At 63.1% G+C, this 16,871-nt stretch carries 18 protein-coding genes and 1 other RNA gene; 7 read left to right on the top strand and 12 right to left on the bottom strand.

Translation table 11 applies throughout. The features are described 5' to 3' along the window. Positions 1 to 8: 8 nt before the first annotated feature. From B3361_RS06295 to B3361_RS06280, 4 genes are read right to left on the bottom strand one after another with little or no spacing between them, the layout of a single operon-like run. Positions 9 to 491, bottom strand: a complete 483-nt coding sequence (locus B3361_RS06295; RefSeq protein WP_009684137.1) for a DUF4442 domain-containing protein — start codon at positions 489 to 491, stop codon at positions 9 to 11. Then, positions 488 to 1,687, bottom strand: coding sequence for a 2-octaprenyl-6-methoxyphenyl hydroxylase (gene ubiH / locus B3361_RS06290; RefSeq protein WP_054905399.1), 1,200 nt, complete (start codon positions 1,685 to 1,687; stop codon positions 488 to 490). The genes B3361_RS06295 and ubiH overlap by 4 nt, the downstream gene beginning before the upstream one ends. After that, positions 1,684 to 3,018 (bottom strand): Xaa-Pro aminopeptidase, encoded by a 1,335-nt coding sequence (gene pepP, locus B3361_RS06285; RefSeq protein WP_286920145.1) that lies wholly within the window; start codon positions 3,016 to 3,018, stop codon positions 1,684 to 1,686. Before pepP ends, ubiH begins: the two co-directional genes overlap by 4 nt. Before the next feature lie 21 nt (positions 3,019 to 3,039). Then, positions 3,040 to 3,594, bottom strand: a complete 555-nt coding sequence (locus B3361_RS06280; protein ID WP_054905400.1) for a YecA family protein — start codon at positions 3,592 to 3,594, stop codon at positions 3,040 to 3,042. A 181-nt stretch (positions 3,595 to 3,775) separates the two neighbouring features. On the opposite strand from B3361_RS06280, the gene B3361_RS06275 reads away from it, so the two are divergent. From B3361_RS06275 to B3361_RS06260, 4 genes are all read left to right on the top strand, one after another. Further along, positions 3,776 to 3,958 carry a TIGR02449 family protein gene (locus B3361_RS06275; protein ID WP_029886233.1) on the top strand — a complete coding sequence of 61 codons (183 nt, stop codon included), beginning with the start codon at positions 3,776 to 3,778 and terminating at the stop codon, positions 3,956 to 3,958. Further along, positions 3,955 to 4,275 (top strand): cell division protein ZapA, encoded by a 321-nt coding sequence (locus tag B3361_RS06270; protein WP_009684142.1) that lies wholly within the window; start codon positions 3,955 to 3,957, stop codon positions 4,273 to 4,275. Before B3361_RS06275 ends, B3361_RS06270 begins: the two co-directional genes overlap by 4 nt. Before the next feature lie 17 nt (positions 4,276 to 4,292). After that, positions 4,293 to 4,472, top strand: a non-coding RNA gene (gene ssrS, locus B3361_RS06265) — 6S RNA. Between the two features lie 80 nt (positions 4,473 to 4,552). After that, positions 4,553 to 5,161, top strand: a complete 609-nt coding sequence (locus B3361_RS06260; protein ID WP_009684143.1) for a 5-formyltetrahydrofolate cyclo-ligase — start codon at positions 4,553 to 4,555, stop codon at positions 5,159 to 5,161. A gap of 19 nt (positions 5,162 to 5,180) precedes the next feature. Here B3361_RS06260 and B3361_RS06255 read toward each other — a convergent pair whose 3' ends face one another. Further along, positions 5,181 to 5,333: a hypothetical protein gene (locus B3361_RS06255; RefSeq protein WP_009684144.1), complete on the bottom strand. Its 153-nt coding sequence runs from the start codon at positions 5,331 to 5,333 to the stop codon at positions 5,181 to 5,183. A 179-nt stretch (positions 5,334 to 5,512) separates the two neighbouring features. Between B3361_RS06255 and B3361_RS06250 the strand changes: the two genes are divergently transcribed. After that, entirely contained in the window at positions 5,513 to 5,962 is a 450-nt protein-coding gene (locus tag B3361_RS06250; RefSeq protein ID WP_009684145.1) for an EVE domain-containing protein, read from the top strand. A 22-nt stretch (positions 5,963 to 5,984) separates the two neighbouring features. Here B3361_RS06250 and B3361_RS06245 read toward each other — a convergent pair whose 3' ends face one another. Continuing rightward, the gene (locus tag B3361_RS06245) at positions 5,985 to 6,389 is read right to left on the bottom strand and encodes a flagellar basal body-associated protein FliL (RefSeq protein ID WP_009684146.1); all 405 of its coding nucleotides are present in this window, start codon (positions 6,387 to 6,389) and stop codon (positions 5,985 to 5,987) included. A gap of 169 nt (positions 6,390 to 6,558) precedes the next feature. Here B3361_RS06245 and B3361_RS06240 point away from each other — a divergent pair, with 169 nt between their 5' ends. Further along, positions 6,559 to 7,536, top strand: coding sequence for an NADPH:quinone oxidoreductase family protein (locus B3361_RS06240; protein WP_009684147.1), 978 nt, complete (start codon positions 6,559 to 6,561; stop codon positions 7,534 to 7,536). A gap of 119 nt (positions 7,537 to 7,655) precedes the next feature. Here the strand turns inward: B3361_RS06240 and B3361_RS06235 are convergent, their stop codons facing one another. The 5 genes from B3361_RS06235 to trxA all read right to left on the bottom strand — a co-directional run bounded on the left by B3361_RS06235 (position 7,656) and on the right by trxA (position 13,007). Beyond that, complete coding sequence (locus B3361_RS06235; protein ID WP_009684148.1) at positions 7,656 to 8,306, bottom strand: gamma-glutamylcyclotransferase; 651 nt, start codon at positions 8,304 to 8,306, stop codon at positions 7,656 to 7,658. A gap of 245 nt (positions 8,307 to 8,551) precedes the next feature. Continuing rightward, entirely contained in the window at positions 8,552 to 9,520 is a 969-nt protein-coding gene (locus tag B3361_RS06230) for a CDP-6-deoxy-delta-3,4-glucoseen reductase (protein ID WP_054905401.1), read from the bottom strand. Next, positions 9,520 to 10,986, bottom strand: a complete 1,467-nt coding sequence (ubiD, locus tag B3361_RS06225; RefSeq protein WP_054905402.1) for a 4-hydroxy-3-polyprenylbenzoate decarboxylase — start codon at positions 10,984 to 10,986, stop codon at positions 9,520 to 9,522. Before ubiD ends, B3361_RS06230 begins: the two co-directional genes overlap by 1 nt. Before the next feature lie 205 nt (positions 10,987 to 11,191). Then, on the bottom strand, positions 11,192 to 12,451 hold the full coding sequence (gene rho / locus B3361_RS06220) for a transcription termination factor Rho (protein WP_029886229.1): 1,260 nt from the start codon (positions 12,449 to 12,451) through the stop codon (positions 11,192 to 11,194). A gap of 226 nt (positions 12,452 to 12,677) precedes the next feature. Next, the gene (trxA, locus tag B3361_RS06215) at positions 12,678 to 13,007 is read right to left on the bottom strand and encodes a thioredoxin TrxA (RefSeq protein WP_054905403.1); all 330 of its coding nucleotides are present in this window, start codon (positions 13,005 to 13,007) and stop codon (positions 12,678 to 12,680) included. 243 nt (positions 13,008 to 13,250) lie between these two features. Here trxA and ppx point away from each other — a divergent pair, with 243 nt between their 5' ends. Then, the gene (ppx, locus tag B3361_RS06210; RefSeq protein WP_029886228.1) at positions 13,251 to 14,753 is read left to right on the top strand and encodes an exopolyphosphatase; all 1,503 of its coding nucleotides are present in this window, start codon (positions 13,251 to 13,253) and stop codon (positions 14,751 to 14,753) included. Here ppx and ppk1 read toward each other — a convergent pair. Then, positions 14,740 to 16,871 (bottom strand): polyphosphate kinase 1 (gene ppk1, locus B3361_RS06205; protein ID WP_286920144.1); only part of this gene is annotated, 2,132 nt, incomplete at its 5' end. The genes ppx and ppk1 overlap by 14 nt on opposite strands.

Here is a 16,871-nt window from a genome sequence, read left to right as displayed (position 1 = left end):
TTCCATGCCTACGCCAGCCTCGCTTGCGGCTTGAGCCGCACATATAGGGTTTTATCGACCCGCGCCACCAGTTCGCCGGCGCCATCGCGGATATCGACCTGCACACGCGGCAGGCACTTCTTGCCGGTAGCGGTCTGCTGGCGAATGTCGTCCAGCAGCGCGTCATCGACGTGGAATTCGGCAAACACCGGGCCTTTGCCCGGCGCGATGAAATCGATGCTGGCGGCCTTGTCCCAGACAATGTAGTCGCGCCCCAGCTGCTCGATCAGCAACAGCATGTAGAACGGGTCGACCATGGCATACAGGCTGCCGCCAAACTGGGTACCGACGTAATTGCGGTTCCAGCGCGTCAGCTTCATCGCCACCTTCACGCTGCGCAGGTCCGGGCTGATGTGCTGCACCCTGATACCTGCCCCCAGGTAAGGCGGGTAAAGGTTCAACAGCCAGCGCAGCATGCGCGCCCGGCGTGCGCGTTTACGGGGGTTGCTCATGCCTGGCCCTGCCGGTCGGGGCGGGTGCCCAGGCCCATGGCCTGGCGAGCGAACCAGCTTTTGGCCGGTGGCAGCAGGTCGAGCCCGAGCAGGCCCAGGTTGCGCCCGGCGGCCAGCAACGGCTGCTGGCTGCCGAACAGGCGGGTGACCTGGTCGGAGAAGCCGATGGTCATGGCCTGGTCCAGGCGCTGGCGCTGGTGATAGGCCTGCAGCGTGGCCAGGTCGCCCGGGCGCTGCGGGCCGGCAAGCAGCGCCTCGGCCAACGCCTGCACGTCACGCAACGACAAGTTGAACCCCTGCCCGGCAATCGGGTGCAAGCTGTGCGCAGCGTTGCCCAGCACCACCAACTGTGGCCGCACCTGCTCCTGGGCTTCGATCAACGACAGCGGGTACAGATGCCGTGCACCCACCTGGCGCAGCGCGCCCAGCCGGTAGCCGAACACCCCCTGCAACTCGCGCAGGAAACTGCGCTCGTCGATCGCGGCCAGGCGTTTTGCGTCCATGCCCTGGCGGGTCCATACCAGCGCGCAGCGGTTATCCGGCAATGGCAGCAGGGCCATGGGGCCGTCTTCGGTGAAGCGCTCGAAGGCCTGGCCGCCATGGGCCTCGCCAGGGCTGATGTTGGCGATCAGGGCGCTTTGCTGGTAGGGCGTATGGCGTACCTGGATGCCCAGTTGCTCGCGCAAACCAGAACGGCCGCCGTCGGCCAGCACTGCCAGGTCGCATTGCAGCTGGGTGTCGTCGTTCAAGCGCAGCTGGTAGCCACCGTCGACCGCCTGCAGCGCGGTCACTTCTGCCGGGCAGCGCCAGCTGACCACCTCGCGGTCCAGGCCTTGCCACAGGCACTGGCCCAGCCAGGCGTTCTCCACCACGTAACCCAGCGCCGGCACGCCTTCTTCCTGGGCATCCAGGCGGGTGGCGCCAAAGCGGCCACGGTCGGAGACGTGAATCTGCCGGATCGGCTCGGCGCGCTGGCCAATGGCCTGCCACAGGCCCAGTTGCTGGTAGATCTGCTGGGTGCCGAAGGACAAGGCCGAAGAGCGGGCATCGTAGCTGGGCTGGTAACTGTCGCCAGGGGCGAACGGCTCGATCAGCAGGATTTTCCAGCCTCTGGCCTTGGCCCCGGCCTGCAAGGCCAACGCCAGGCTGGCACCCACCAGGCCGCCACCAATGATTGCCAGGTTTACCCGGTTCATGCGGCGTCCTTGCGTGCAGCCTGCATCAGCGCCTCGATCTCGGCGACCGTGCGTGGCACGCCCGAAGTGAGGATTTCACAACCTTGCCTGGTCACCACCACGTCGTCCTCGATCCTTACGCCAATGCCGCGCCACTTCTTGGCCACGGCCTGATTGTCGGCACCAATGTAGATACCCGGTTCGACGGTCAGCGCCATACCCGGTTCCAGCACCCGCCATTCACCCCCCACCTTGTACTCGCCCACATCGTGCACATCCATGCCCAGCCAGTGGCCGGCGCGGTGCATGTAGAAGGCGCGGTAGGCTTCGCTGTCGATCAGCGCTTGCACATCGCCTTCCAGCAGGCCCAGTTCCACCAGCCCGGTGGTGATGACCCGCACGGTCGCCTCATGGGCATGGTTCCAGTGCTTGCCGGGGGCGATTTCGGCGAACGCGGCCGCCTGCGCCTTGAGCACCAGCTCGTAGATAGCCTTCTGCTCGGGTGAAAAGCGCCCGCTGACCGGGAAGGTGCGGGTGATGTCACTGGCGTAGCAGTCGATTTCGCAGCCGGCGTCGATCAGCACCAGGTCGCCCTCCCTGAGCGGTGCGTCATTCTGCTGGTAGTGCAGGATGCAGCCATTGCGCCCAGCGGCAACGATGGAACCGTAGGCCGGCATCTTCGCCCCGCCCTTGCGGAACTCGTAGTCCAGCTCGGCTTCCAGGCTGTATTCGTACAACCCGGCCCGGCAGGCCTGCATGGCCCGCACATGGGCACGCGCAGAAATGTCTGCAGCTGCGCGCATGACCTTCACTTCCGCTGCCGATTTATACAGGCGCATGTCATGCAGCAGATGATACAGCGCAACGAACTCGTTCGGTGGCTGGGCACCCAGCCGGGCCTTGGAGCGGATCACGTTGATCCAGTCCATCAACCGGCGGTCGAATTCAGGGTTGCTGCCCATGGCGCTGTACACCCGCTCGCGGCCTTCGATCAGGCCAGGCAGGATTTCGTCGATGTCTGCGATGGGGAATGCATCGTCGGCGCCATAATCACTCACCGCGCCTTCCTGGCCGGCGCGCAGGCCATCCCACAGCTCCCGCTCGGGGTTGCGCTCTCGGCAGAACAACACGTACTCACCGTGCTCACGCCCGGGGATCAGGGCAATGACCGCCTCTGGCTCGGGGAAGCCGCTGAGGTACTGGAAGTCGCTGTCCTGGCGGTACACGTGCTCGACGTCGCGGTTGCGGATGGCAACCGCGGCGGCGGGCAGGATGGCGATGCTGTTGGGGACCATCTGCGCCATCAGCGCCTTGCGCCGCCGGGCATACTCGGCCTTGGGAATGTGGCTCATGGGCAGACTACCCCTGGTTGATCAGTGCAGCGATGGCTTGGGCGCGGGTGCGGAAGGCTTGGCCAGCTCGGAGAACAGCAGCAGCGGCGCAACGCGCAGGTACTCCATGACTTCCATGTAGTCGCTCTCGCCGTCCTCGGATTCTTCGAGGGCTTCCTGCACCTGGGAAATGGCCACCAGGTCCTGCAGCACTTCCTTGGCCTCGTCGGACAAGTCCTTGCCGCCGGCGTTCAGGCCAAAGCCGGTGATGAAGCCCTGGCACCACTGCCCCAGCGCGGTGGCGCGGTCGGCCAGCGCGGCATCGTCGGAAGGCAGCAGCAGAACGATGGCCATGTCGTCGCTGGTGAGCTCGCCCTTGACCATTTCCTGCAGGCCAACCAGGGCGTTACGCACGGTGTCACCGGGCTCGGTTTCCAGCAGTTGGGCCGCGTCGGCCAGCCAGCCGTCGGCATCGAAGCCGGCACCGGCGCAGCTGCGGCCAATCAGCAGGCCGTGCAGTTCGGCCGGGGTGACAGGGTGGCCATTGCTGGACAGCAGCATGGCGAAAGCGATGTAGGGCGATTGGGTATTGGGCATGGGCAGCTAGGCGCCAGACGGCGCAAATGACTAGAATGAGGCCTTGTATCCTAGCACCGGCAGGCGCGCCAAGACCATCGGCACTGGCCGTCGCCACCCAGGGAGAGGCATCATCGCCAGGTGACCGAACGACGGAGCGAATCGAGTGCAACCCACGCAAGAGAACGACCTGCAGGCACTGATGAGCCGTTTCGAGCTGCTGATCGAACGTGTCGAGCAACTAAAACGGCAAAATGCACTCCTAGTAGCTCAGGAAAAGTCCTGGCGCGAAGAGCGCGCCCACCTCATCGAAAAAAACGAGATAGCCAAGCGCAAGGTCGAGTCGATGATTTTACGCCTCAAGGCTCTGGAGCAAGACTCATGAGTTCAAGCAATAGCGTCACCGTGCAGATCCTCGACAAGGACTACTCGATCATCTGCCCGCCGGAAGAGCGCAACAACCTGGTCAGCGCAGCCCGCTACCTGGACAGCAAGATGCGCGAGATCCGCAGCAGCGGCAAGGTGATCGGCGCCGACCGCATTGCCGTCATGGCCGCGTTGAACATCACCCACGAGATGCTGCACCGCCAGGAAGACCGCAGCGCGGCGCCCGTCAGCGGCACCAACCGCGAACAGGTGCGCGACCTGCTGGATCGGGTAGACAAGGCTTTGTCCGACGACACGGATACCAAAATCGGCTGAGATTGGTATACTGGCGCCACTCCCTGGGGGATGCGCCAGTCGGTTATGTCCCTGAGCCGATACGCACAACCACGGGGGTTGCACGCTGGGGCCGGTGTGCATGTCCGCCCGACGGAAAGCCTTAACGCCCCCTGCAATCTCCACCTTGAACTTTCGGGTTCAAGGGCTACACCGATAGCGGTCTTATCGGGGAGCCTGAATTCCTTGCCCGCCCCCTGTGGCGGGCAATTCGTTTGTGCCGCGTCTGGCGGCCAGCACCCCTGGGATCGCCTGTGCCATGACCGACACCGCGCCGCTTACCCGCCCTCAGCTTCGCCGTTTGCTGCGCAATGCCCGTCGCGCCCTCACCCCCGCCCAGCAACGCCAGGCGGCCCGTGGGCTGTACCGGCAACTGGCCCAGCACCCCCTATTCCGCCGCGCCAGGCACATTGCCCTGTACCTGCCCAACGACGGCGAAATAGACCCGCGCCTGTTATTGCGTGAAGCCCAGCGCCGCGGCAAGCGCACCTACCTGCCGGTACTGCATGCCTGGCCGCGCACGCGCATGGTGTTCCAGCGTTTCGAGCCAGGGGAAAAACTGCGACCCAACCGTTTCCGTATCCCCGAACCGGTTATCGAGCGCAAACGCCAACGGCCCATCTGGGCACTGGACCTGATTCTGTTACCGCTGGTGGGCTTTGATGAGGTGGGCGGCCGCCTGGGCATGGGTGGCGGCTTCTATGACCGCAGCCTGGCCTACCAGGGGCGCCGGCAAAGCTGGAAAAAACCGTTGCTGCTGGGCTTGGCGCATGAGTGCCAGAAGGTCGAGCGGCTGGCGCAGGCCAGTTGGGACGTACCGTTGCAGGGCACGGTCTCGGACCGTGGCTGGTACCTGGCGCCGCGGTAATCGGCGCCAGCAGGGGGCATCAACGTTGTGGCTGGCTGGCGTCTGCCGACGTTTGGTAGGCGTTGTCCAGCTTGCGCTCCCATAGCCCTTGCGCATAACCGGTAGTGACCACACCCAGGCCAAAAATAAACACCAGGACCCACAGCAGATCCGGTTTTTTACGTTGATACATGGAAGATTGCCCCCCAAGGCAAACTGTTCAGGCTCGGCGGCTTTCTGAGTGCCGCCGGAGCATCGCGCATTAAACGGGGCGCATTTTCCGACAACCTGCGTCTGCAAGCAAACCTTGACGCCAACCGGCTGTCGGTTTCGTGCAACAGGTTATTACAAACCTTTTCAGGAGCAACACGCATGGCCTACTGGCTGATGAAATCCGAGCCCGACGAACTCTCCATCGAAGCGCTGGGGCGCCTGGGCGAAGCGCGCTGGGACGGCGTGCGCAATTACCAGGCGCGTAATTTCCTGCGGGCCATGAGCGAGGGTGACAGGTTCTTTTTCTACCATTCCAGCTGCCCGCAGCCTGGCATCGCCGGTATTGGCGAAATCATTCGTGCGGCTTACCCCGACCCGACTGCCCTGGACCCGCAAAGCCCATACCATGATGCCAAGGCCACAGCCGAGAAGAACCCGTGGAGCGCAGTGGACGTGGCGCATGTGCAAACCCTGCCACGGGTACTGGAGCTGGGCCAGCTGAAGCAGCAGGCCGGCCTGGCCGAACTGCCGCTGGTGCAGAAGGGCAGCCGCCTGTCGGTCATGCCGGTAACCGCCGAGCAATGGGCGGTGATTGTCGCGTTGCGCTGAAACCGCGCGCCAGCGGCGCCGTTTACTGCACGATCAGGTTGTTGAACAGCAGGTCCTCAACGATCGGCTTGCCCTCTTCGGCTTCCATCACCTGCTGCACTTGTTTCAGTGCCTCCTGGCGCAGGTGCTCCTTGGCCTCGACATTGCTCATGCTGTCGACAGTCTGTTGGGTGAACAGCGCCACCAGCTGGTTACGGATCAGCGGTTCGTGGTGCTGAACGGCCTTGGCGGCTTCATCACCGGTCACACGCAGGGCCACATCGGCCTTGTACACCCGCAGGCGGGGGCCGCCATCCAGGGCATAGTTGCCGACAAAAGGCGGGCTCAGGGTGATGTAGGCAACCTTGGGGGCACCCTCCTTGGCTTCTTCGGCCATGGCCGCAGTTGGCAGCAACAGCGCCAGTACCATCAAGATCCACGCTTTCACGAATTCGCTCCTCATTCCAATTGGCGCCAGCTTACCCAGCGCTGCGCGCAAACCCAAGCCCAGGCTCACGCCGCCGCTTATGCCTGCCCATCAGGGCGGGCCATGCTCGTTGACCCGGTACACCGCCCTCCTACACTTATCGGCCACGACCCGCAAAGGAATAGCCCCAATGAAAGCTGTGTTGTGCAAAACCCTTGGCCCGGCGGGCAACCTGGTGCTGGAAGAAGTCGCCAGCCCACTGCCGAAGAACAACGAAATCCTGCTGGACGTGCAGGCTGCCGGGGTCAACTTTCCTGACACGCTGATCATCGAAGGCAAGTACCAGTTTCAGCCACCGCTGCCGTTCTCCCCCGGTGGTGAGGCGGCCGGTGTGGTAGCCGCGGTCGGGGAAAAGGCCGGCGCCTTCAAGGTCGGTGACAGGGTCATGGCGCTGACCGGCTGGGGGGCGTTTGCCGAGCAGGTGGCAGTGCCGTTCTACAACGTGCTGCCGATCCCGGCGAGCATGGACTTCACCACGGCAGCGGCGTTTGGCATGACCTATGGCACCTCGATGCATGCCCTGCGCCAGCGGGGCCAATTGCAAGCGGGTGAGACCTTGCTGGTGCTGGGCGCGTCCGGTGGCGTCGGCCTGGCAGCGGTGGAGATCGGCAAGGCCATGGGGGCACGGGTAATCGCGGCCGCCAGCAGTGCCGACAAACTGGCGGTGGCCAAGGCAGCCGGGGCAGATGAGCTGATTGACTACAGCCAGGCCAGCCTGCGCGAGGAAATCAAGCGCCTGACCAACGGCCAGGGGGTGGACGTGATCTACGACCCGGTCGGTGGAGAGCTGTTCGAGCAGGCGGTACGCGGGCTGGCCTGGAATGGCCGATTGCTGGTGGTGGGGTTCGCCAGTGGCACCATTCCACAGCTGGCAGCCAACCTGGTGCTGCTCAAGGGCGCGGCGGTGCTTGGGGTGTTCTGGGGTGCGTTTGCCCAGCGCCAGCCGCAGGACAATGCGGCCAACTTCCAGCAGCTGTTTGCCTGGCATGCCCAAGGCAAGTTGAAGCCGCTGGTGTCGCAGACTTATCCACTGGCCGAGGCCGGGGCTGCCATTGAGAAACTGGGGCAGCGGCAGGCTGTGGGTAAGTTGGTGGTGCTGGCAAGGTAAGGCTTTAGATCTTCATCTGCCGTTGCGGCCTTTTCGCGGGCGCGCCCGCTCCCACAGGTTCAAAAAGCATGGATTCCTGTGGGAGCGGGCGTGCCCGCGAATAGGCCGGCACTGGCTGATCAAACCTCGCGCGGGTTATGGCAACGGCGGAACCGCGCCTCCAGGTTGCGATCAGGCATCTGGTGGCTGCGCAGGGCCTGCAAGGTCTGTTCGACATAGTCGCGGGTGGTGCCGTAGCGCCCTTTGGCGCTGGCCAGGATATGGCTGAGCAAGGTATCCGGCAGATCGCCGGCATAGCAGGGTAAATGCCGCTCCAGCACAAAGCCCAGCGCCTGCACTTTGGTGCCATCGCCCAGCCGGCAGTTGAGCCAATGCGGCCGATAGGCCGGGTAAGGCATCTCGCGTTGCCACAGGGCCATGAGCGAGTCGTCCAGGTTGCTTTCATCCAGCCGGTAGGCAAAGCCACTGCAGGACCCGCCACGGTCCAGGCCGAATACCAGCCCGGGGGTTTCCGGGGTACCGCGATGCTCATGCGACCACAAGTAGAGCCCCCGGTGATAACCATGTACGCGTGCGCGCTGGCGCTCCACCGAATTGCACTCGGGGCGCCAGATCAACGAGCCATAGGCAAACAGCCACACCGGCCCACCTGGGTGCCGAGACATGGTGGTCTTCATGGAGTTGAACAACTGTTCGTGCGTATGTTGCTGACCAAAGTCGAGTGTCGGTGGATATGAAACTTTCCACGACATGCTTTCAAGTGCCGACATAAGCTGCCGCCAGGATTCCTGTGAACTACGGATGTAGCGAAATTCGATGAGGTTAAGCGCCAAGGCCTCTATACCAAGGCGCTTGCACTAACCATAGGCCAGAACCGCAGGAATACTCAAGCCTTCGTAGCCAGGTTTCATACGCGTAGCCGACGACTGGGAATGATTGTTTCAACAACAGGGAAAGTTATTAATCAAGGCGGTAACAGTTACCGCCTTATAACCTGACTTGCCAACTTGGGTTATTAGCCACGTGGGGCATAGGCAAATACATCGGCACGCATGCGGTGCGCATCCATGCCGGCTTCGACCAAGGCGTCGAGTGTGGCGTAGATCATGTTTGGCGAGCCACTGGCATACACATGCACAGTATTGAGGTCGGCGATGTCCTCGCAAACGGCTTCATGCAACATGCCGCAACGCCCTTCCCAGCCGCACAGATCGCTGACCACCTGGTGCAGGTACAGGTTGGGCAGGCGCTGCCATTCGTCCCAATGCTCGATCTGGTAAAAATCTTCAGGCCGACGCACCCCCCAGTACAGGTGCACCGGGTACTGGAAACCCTTGGCGCGGCAATGCTCGACCAGGCTGTGCATCTGGCCCATGCCGGTGCCGGCGGCAATCAATACCAACGGGCACTCGGGCAACTCGGCCAGGTGGGTGTCGCCAAACGGCATTTCGATACGCGCCAGGCCGTCGCGCCTGAGCTGCTCGATCAGTTGCTGGGCACTGGGCTCGCGCGCCAGTACGTGCAGCTCCAGTTCACGCCCGCCGTGCGGCGCAGACGCCAGCGAGAAGGCCGCCTGCTTGCCGCCCTCACGCTCGATCATCAGGTACTGCCCGGCGTGGTAACGCGGGGGTTTGCCCGCCGGTGCACGCAAGCGCACCCGCCACACGTCGCCACCGACGTCAACGCATTCACTCACGCTGCACGCCAGCTTGCGCACAGGCAACTCGCCCAGGGCGAGCACACCGTCCCAGAGCAACACGCAGTCCTCCAGCGGTTCGGCAATGCAGGTGAACAACTCGCCATGGTCGCGGATTTCGCCGTCCTGACGGACCCGGCCCTCGACCAACAACGCGGCGCAGACATGGCAATTGCCATTGCGGCAGCTGTTCGGGCAGTCATAGCCCAGCCGCCGCGCTCCATCCAGGATCCGTTCCCCGGGTTCGAGCGCCAGCACCGCCCCGGACGGCTGCAACGTTACCTGCATCAATCTATTCCCAACTGATCCCACAGCTCATCGATACGCCGGGTGACGGCTTCGTCCTTGACGATGACCCGCCCCCATTCGCGTGTAGTCTCGCCTGGCCACTTGTGCGTGGCATCCAGGCCCATCTTCGACCCCAACCCCGAAACCGGCGACGCGAAGTCGAGGTAGTCGATCGGGGTGTTGTCGATCATCACCGTATCACGCTTGGGGTCCATGCGTGTGGTGATTGCCCAGATCACATCGTTCCAGTCCCGGGCGTTGATATCGTCATCGGTGACAATAACGAACTTGGTGTACATGAACTGTCGCAGGAACGACCATACACCCAACATCACGCGCTTGGCATGGCCGGGGTACTGCTTCTTCATGGTCACCACCGCCATGCGGTACGAGCAACCTTCCGGCGGCAGGTAGAAGTCGGTGATCTCCGGGAACTGCTTTTGCAGGATCGGCACGAACACTTCGTTCAGCGCGACACCGAGAATGGCCGGCTCATCAGGCGGGCGACCGGTGTAGGTGCTGTGGTAGATCGGCTTGAGCCGGTGGGTGATGCGCTCGACGGTGAACACCGGGAAGCTGTCCACTTCGTTGTAGTAGCCGGTATGGTCACCATACGGGCCCTCGGGGGCCATTTCGCCAGGGTGAATCACGCCTTCCAGGATGATTTCGGCGGTGGCCGGCACCTGCAGGTTGCTGCCACGGCACTTCACCAGTTCGGTGCGGTTGCCGCGCAGCAGGCCGGCGAAGGCATATTCGGAGAGGGTGTCCGGTACCGGCGTCACGGCGCCCAGGATGGTTGCCGGGTCTGCGCCCAGGGCGACCGCAACCGGGAACGGCTGGCCCGGGTTCTTCTCGCACCATTCGCGGTAGTCGAGCGCACCGCCCCGGTGGCTAAGCCAACGCATGATGACCTTGTTGCGGCCGATCACCTGCTGCCGGTAGATACCCAGGTTCTGGCGGTCCTTGTTCGGCCCGCGGGTCACGGTAAGGCCCCAGGTGATCAGCGGCGCCACGTCGCCAGGCCAGCAGTGCTGGATAGGCAGCGCGCCAAGGTCGACGTCGTCACCCTCGACCAGCACTTCCTGGCAGACCGCGTCCTTGACCACTTTCGGCGCCATCGACACGACTTTCTTGAAGATCGGCAGCTTCGACCAAGCGTCCTTCAGGCCCTTCGGCGGCTCGGGCTCCTTGAGAAACGCCAGCAATTTACCGATTTCCCGCAGTTCACCGACCGACTCGGCGCCCATGCCCATGGCCACGCGCTCTGGGGTGCCAAACAGGTTGCCGAGCACCGGGATGTCGAAGCCTGTGGGGTTTTCGAACAATAACGCCGGGCCTTTGGCACGCAGGGTGCGGTCGCAGACCTCGGTCATTTCCAGGACGGGGGAGATCGGAACCTGGATGCGCTTGAGCTCGCCGCGCTGTTCCAGGCCACGGATGAAGTCGCGCAAGTCGCGATACTGCATGCGGGAGCCTCGTATTGGCCGTATCGGTCGGGGGTGCAGAGTGTAGCGCCGTTCGGGATTTGTTTGGGGGCAAAAATGCAGTGGGGCCGCTTCGCCCCCCCTCGCGGGCACGCCCGCTGCCACAGGCTCAGTGTGATCCTTGTGGGAGCGAGCGTGCCCGCGAAGGGGCGCGAAGCGGCCCCATTCAGTTCCGGTCTGGAAACGCTTACTTGCGCTTCATCGACAGGAAGAACTCGTCGTTGGTCTTGGTCTGCTTGAGCTTGTCGACCAGGAACTCGATGGCGGCGATTTCATCCATCGGGTGCAGCAGCTTGCGCAGGATCCACATGCGCTGCAATTCGTCGTCGGCGGTCAGCAGCTCTTCGCGGCGGGTACCGGAGCGGTTGATGTTGATGGCCGGGAACACGCGCTTCTCGGCGATGCGGCGGTCCAGCGGCAGCTCCATGTTGCCGGTGCCCTTGAACTCTTCGTAGATCACTTCGTCCATCTTCGAGCCGGTTTCGACCAGCGCGGTGGCGATGATGGTCAGCGAACCGCCTTCCTCGATGTTACGTGCCGCACCGAAGAAGCGCTTCGGCTTTTCCAGGGCGTGGGCGTCGACACCACCGGTCAGTACCTTGCCAGAGCTCGGGATCACGGTGTTGTAGGCACGCGCCAGGCGGGTGATGGAGTCCAGCAGGATCACCACGTCTTTCTTGTGCTCGACCAGGCGCTTGGCCTTCTCGATCACCATTTCGGCAACCTGCACGTGGCGCGCTGGCGGCTCGTCGAAGGTCGAGGCAACCACTTCGCCGCGCACGGTACGCTGCATTTCGGTCACTTCTTCCGGGCGCTCGTCGATCAGCAGGACGATCAGGTGGCACTCAGGGTTATTACGGGTGATGTTCGCCGCGATGTTCTGCAGCATGATGGTCTTGCCCGCTTTCGGCGGAGCAACGATCAGGCCGCGCTGGCCCTTGCCGATCGGGGCGCACAGGTCGATGACGCGGCCGGTCAAGTCCTCGGTGGAACCGTTGCCGGCTTCCATCTTCAGGCGCTTGTTCGGGAACAGCGGCGTCAGGTTTTCGAACAGGATCTTGTTCTTGGCGTTTTCCGGGCGGTCGAAGTTGATGGTGTCGACCTTCAGCAGCGCGAAGTAACGCTCCCCTTCTTTCGGTGGGCGGATCTTGCCGACGATGGTGTCGCCGGTGCGCAGGTTGAAACGGCGGATCTGGCTGGGCGAGACGTAGATATCGTCAGGGCCGGCCAGGTAGGACGCATCAGCCGAACGCAGAAAACCGAAACCATCCTGGAGAATCTCCAGCACGCCATCACCGGAGATCTCTTCGCCGCTTTTCGCGTGCTTTTTCAGCAGGGCGAAAATCACGTCCTGTTTGCGCGAACGGGCCATGTTTTCGATGCCCATCTGTTCGGCCATTTCCAAAAGATCGGTAATCGGCTTTTGCTTGAGTTCAGTCAGGTTCATAAGGGGAATGACGTAATCATGTAAGAAGGGAGAATTAAGCTTTGGCTTAATGAAGCCGCGCCGCTAGATGGCGACAGGATCGCGTACTGATTCGAATTGGGGATGCTTCGGCGACGGCATGTAGAGGGCACTGGAGAAGCAGTGCGAGGCCGAATGTAACACTTGCTTTTTTCTGCGTCTAGTGCTCTGAAAAAGAAAAGCCCCGCATTCGCGGGGCCTTTTCACATCACAGGTGGGCGTCGAGGAACGCGGCCAGCTGGGATTTGGACAGCGCGCCCACCTTGGTGGCCTCGACGTTGCCGTTCTTGAACAGCATCAGCGTCGGGATGCCACGCACGCCATGCTTGGCCGGGGTTTCCTGGTTATCGTCGATGTTCAGCTTGGCGACGGTCAGCTTGCCCTCGTAGGTGGAAGCGATGTCGTCCAGTACCGGCGCGATCATCTTGCACGGGCCGCACCATTCAGCCCAGTAGTCGACCAGCACCGGGCCTTGAGCCTTCAAGACTTCGTCTTCGAAGGTGGCATCGGTGACATGTTTGATCAGATCGCTGCTCATGGATATCTCCAGGGTCGTAAGCAAAAAAAACGTGGCCCATGATAGCCGCACCCACGCTCGACAGGAAGCTGCGGTCGATTGAGTGTAACTATAGTTGGGCAAGACGCCACGAATCGAAACTGTCATCTGCGCGTAATAGCATCGGATGGCACATTGCCTTGCATCAAGGCCTGGCGTGGCACGCGTTGGCGACAGCCTGCTATCGTGGCACGATTGCCGGGTTAACGACCGAGAACACACAGCATGCCGCACAACATCGCGAAGAACCTGTCTCTGATCGCCGCCATCGACCTTGGCTCCAACAGTTTCCACATGGTCGTGGCCAAGGCCCACCATACCGAAATCCGCATCCTCGAGCGGCTCGGCGAGAAGGTTCAGCTTGCCGCCGGCATCGACGAAGAGCGCAAGCTCAGTGAAGAGGCGATGGAGCGGGGCCTGGACTGCCTCAAGCGCTTTTCCCAACTGATCCACGGCATGCCGGCTGGCTCGGTGCGCATCGTCGGTACCAATGCCCTGCGCGAAGCGCGCAACCGCAACGAATTCATCCAGCGTGCCGAAGCCATCCTCGGGCACCCGGTCGAGGTCATCTCCGGCCGCGAAGAGGCGCGCCTGATCTACCTGGGTGTGTCCCACACCTTGGCCGACACCCCCGGCAAGCGCCTGGTCGCCGACATCGGCGGCGGCAGCACCGAGTTCATCATTGGCCAGCGCTTCGAGCCGCTGCTGCGCGAAAGCCTGCAAATGGGTTGCGTCAGCTTCACCCAGCGCTACTTCCGCGACGGCAAGATCACGCCGGCCCGCTACGCCCAGGCCTACACCGCCGCGCGCCTGGAGCTGATGAGCATCGAAAACGCCCTGCACCGCCTGACCTGGGACGAGGCCATCGGCTCGTCCGGGACCATCCGTGCCATCGCTGCCGCCATCAAGGACGGCGGCCTGGGCAACGGCGAGGTCAACGCCGAGGGCCTGGCCTGGGTCAAGCGCAAGCTGTTCAAGCTGGGCGACGTCGACAAGATCGACTTCGAAGGCATCAAGCCGGACCGCCGTACCATCTTCCCTGCCGGCCTGGCGATTCTGGAAGCCATCTTCGATGCCCTGGAACTGCAGCGCATGGACCATTGCGACGGCGCGCTGCGCGAAGGCGTGCTGTTCGACCTGCTAGGCCGCCACCACCATGAAGATGTGCGCGAACGCACCCTGAACTCACTGATGGAGCGTTACCACGTCGACCAGGGCCAGGCAGCGCGCGTCGAGCGCAAGGCCTTGCACGCCTTCGACCAGGTCGCGGATGCATGGGGGTTGAAGGATGGAAATTGGCGCGATCTGCTTGGCTGGGCAGCCAAAGTGCATGAAATCGGCCTGGATATCGCCCACTACCACTATCACAAGCATGGCGCCTACCTGATCGAACACTCCGACCTGGCGGGCTTCTCGCGCGAAGACCAGCAGATGATGGCCCTGCTGGTACGCGGCCACCGCCGCAACATTCCCAAGGACAAGTTTGCCGAACTGGGCGAGGAAGGCGTGAAACTGCTGCGCCTGTGCGTGCTGCTGCGCTTCGCCATCCTGTTCCACCACATCCGTGGCAACCAGCAGATGCCGAAGGTCCAGCTCAAGGCTGCCGGGGAAAGCCTCGACATCGCCTTCCCTGAAGGCTGGCTGGAACAGAACCAGCTGACCCAGGCCGACTTCGCCAACGAGGCGGAGTGGCTGACCCGGGTCGGCTTCGTCCTCAGCGTACGTTGAGGACCGGGTTGCTCAGGCGCTCCAGCAGGGTCGCCTGAACGCTGCGCGGGTTCTGGTTGCCGGTTGGGGTGCTGCGCACGTAGCGCCCGTCGGGCTGCAAGGTCCAGGCATGGGTGTTGTCGGTCAGGTAGCCTTCCAGCTCTTTCTTCACCCGCAGCAACAGCTTCTTGCCTTCGACCGGGAAGCAGGTCTCGACACGCTTGTCGAGGTTGCGCTCCATCCAGTCGGCGCTGGACAGGTAGATCTGCTCTTCGCCGCCATTGAGGAAATAGAACACCCGCGTGTGCTCCAGGAATCGACCGATGATCGAGCGCACCTGGATATTATGCGAAACCCCCGGAATACCTGGGCGCAGGCAGCACATGCCACGCACCACCAGGTCGATCTTCACGCCAGACTGGCTGGCCTTGTACAACGCCTTGATCACCTTGGCGTCGGTCAGCGAGTTGAACTTGGCGATGATGTGCGCCGGCTTGCCGTCGAGGGCGAACTGGGTTTCCCGCGCGATCATGTCGAGCATGCCCTTCTTCAGGGTAAACGGCGCGTGCAGCAGCTTTTTCATGCGCAGGGTCTTGCCCATGCCGATCAGTTGGCTGAACAGCTTGCCAACGTCCTCGGTGAGGGCGTCGTCTGAGGTCAGCAGGCTGTAGTCGGTGTACAGGCGGGCGTTACCGGCGTGGTAGTTGCCGGTACCCAGGTGGGCGTAGCGCACGATCTCGCCGTGCTCGCGGCGCAGGATCAGCATCATCTTGGCGTGGGTCTTGAAACCGACCACGCCGTAGATCACCACCGCACCCGCGGCTTGCAGGCGGCTGGCCATCTGCAGGTTGGACTCTTCGTCGAAACGCGCACGCAGTTCGATCACCGCGGTGACCTCCTTGCCGTTTCGCGCTGCATCCACCAGGGCATCGACGATTTCCGAGTTGGCGCCGGAGCGGTAAAGGGTCTGGCGCACGGCGAGCACGTGCGGATCCTTGGCGGCCTGGCGCAGCAGGTCGATCACCGGGGTGAAGGACTCGAAGGGGTGCATCAGCAGGATGTCCTGCTTGCCGATCACGCTGAAGATGTTGTCGGCGTTCTGCAGCAGCTTGGGGATCGCCGGCGTGAACGGCGTGTATTGCAGCTCCGGGTGGCTGTCCAGGCCGGTGATGCTGAACAGGCGCGTGAGGTTGACCGGGCCATTGACCTGGTACAGCTCGCTTTCGCTGAGGCTGAACTGCTTGAGCAGGTAGTCCGACAGGTGTTTCGGGCACGTGTCGGCGACCTCCAGGCGCACGGCATCGCCATAGCGGCGCGAGAACAGCTCGCCGCGCAAGGCGCGGGCCAGGTCGTCAACCTCTTCGGAGTCCAGTGCCAGGTCGGCGTTACGGGTAAGGCGGAACTGGTAGCAACCCTTGACCTTCATGCCCTGGAACAGGTCGTCGGCATGCGCGTGGATCATCGACGACAGGAACACATAGTTGGCACCCGGGCCACCGACTTCCTCCGGCACGCGAATCACCCGCGGCAGCAGGCGTGGTGCAGGGATGATCGCCAGGCCCGAATCACGGCCGAACGCGTCCACCCCTTCCAGCTCGACGATGAAGTTCAGGCTCTTGTTCACCAGCAGCGGGAACGGGTGGGTCGGGTCGAGGCCGATGGGGGTGATGATCGGGGCGATTTCGTCGCGGAAGTAGCGGCGCACCCAGGTCTTGAGCTTGGGTGTCCAGTAACGGCGGCGAATGAAGCGGATCTGGTGTTTTTCCAGCTCCGGCAGCAGCACGTCGTTGAGAATGGCGTACTGCCGGTCGACTTCCAGGTGCACCAGCTCGCTGATGCGCGCCAGTGCCTGGTGCGGCTGCAGGCCGTCGGCGCCGGCCAGTTCGCGGGCAAAATTGATCTGCTTCTTGAGGCCGGCCACCCGGATTTCAAAGAACTCGTCAAGGTTGCTGGAGAAGATCAGCAGGAACTTGAGCCGCTCCAGCAGTGGGTAGCTCTCGTCCAGCGCCTGCTCCAGCACACGAATATTGAACTGCAACTGCGAGAGTTCGCGATGAATGTACAGGCTGCTGTCGTCCAGGCCAGGCACCGCGATTGCCGGGGCCGGCGGCGGCGCAGGCACCGGGGCGGCAGGCTCGG

The organism is Pseudomonas sp. UBA6699 (assembly GCF_002454615.1).
In the GTDB taxonomy this organism is placed as follows: Bacteria; Pseudomonadota; Gammaproteobacteria; order Pseudomonadales; family Pseudomonadaceae; genus Aquipseudomonas; species Aquipseudomonas juntendi.
Note: the sequence above shows the minus strand (reverse complement) of the source record. Positions and strands in the feature narration are given on the sequence as shown.

Excerpts from the sequence above, each read along its gene's own strand:
- ubiD (WP_054905402.1), bottom strand. The coding sequence starts at position 10,986 with ATGCAGTATCGCGACTTGCGCGACTTCATCCGTGGCCTGGAACAGCGC.
- B3361_RS06240 (WP_009684147.1), top strand. The coding sequence starts at position 6,559 with ATGAAAGCTGTGTTGTGCAAAACCCTTGGCCCGGCGGGCAACCTGGTG.
- B3361_RS06255 (WP_009684144.1), bottom strand. The coding sequence starts at position 5,333 with ATGTATCAACGTAAAAAACCGGATCTGCTGTGGGTCCTGGTGTTTATT.
- B3361_RS06270 (WP_009684142.1), top strand. The coding sequence starts at position 3,955 with ATGAGTTCAAGCAATAGCGTCACCGTGCAGATCCTCGACAAGGACTAC.
- B3361_RS06230 (WP_054905401.1), bottom strand. The coding sequence starts at position 9,520 with ATGCAGGTAACGTTGCAGCCGTCCGGGGCGGTGCTGGCGCTCGAACCC.
- ubiH (WP_054905399.1), bottom strand. The coding sequence starts at position 1,687 with ATGAACCGGGTAAACCTGGCAATCATTGGTGGCGGCCTGGTGGGTGCC.
- B3361_RS06295 (WP_009684137.1), bottom strand. The coding sequence starts at position 491 with ATGAGCAACCCCCGTAAACGCGCACGCCGGGCGCGCATGCTGCGCTGG.
- trxA (WP_054905403.1), bottom strand. The coding sequence starts at position 13,007 with ATGAGCAGCGATCTGATCAAACATGTCACCGATGCCACCTTCGAAGAC.
- ppx (WP_029886228.1), top strand. The coding sequence starts at position 13,251 with ATGCCGCACAACATCGCGAAGAACCTGTCTCTGATCGCCGCCATCGAC.
- B3361_RS06250 (WP_009684145.1), top strand. The coding sequence starts at position 5,513 with ATGGCCTACTGGCTGATGAAATCCGAGCCCGACGAACTCTCCATCGAA.
- B3361_RS06260 (WP_009684143.1), top strand. The coding sequence starts at position 4,553 with ATGACCGACACCGCGCCGCTTACCCGCCCTCAGCTTCGCCGTTTGCTG.
- B3361_RS06235 (WP_009684148.1), bottom strand. The coding sequence starts at position 8,306 with ATGTCGGCACTTGAAAGCATGTCGTGGAAAGTTTCATATCCACCGACA.
- B3361_RS06275 (WP_029886233.1), top strand. The coding sequence starts at position 3,776 with ATGAGCCGTTTCGAGCTGCTGATCGAACGTGTCGAGCAACTAAAACGG.
- rho (WP_029886229.1), bottom strand. The coding sequence starts at position 12,451 with ATGAACCTGACTGAACTCAAGCAAAAGCCGATTACCGATCTTTTGGAA.
- B3361_RS06280 (WP_054905400.1), bottom strand. The coding sequence starts at position 3,594 with ATGCCCAATACCCAATCGCCCTACATCGCTTTCGCCATGCTGCTGTCC.
- pepP (WP_286920145.1), bottom strand. The coding sequence starts at position 3,018 with ATGAGCCACATTCCCAAGGCCGAGTATGCCCGGCGGCGCAAGGCGCTG.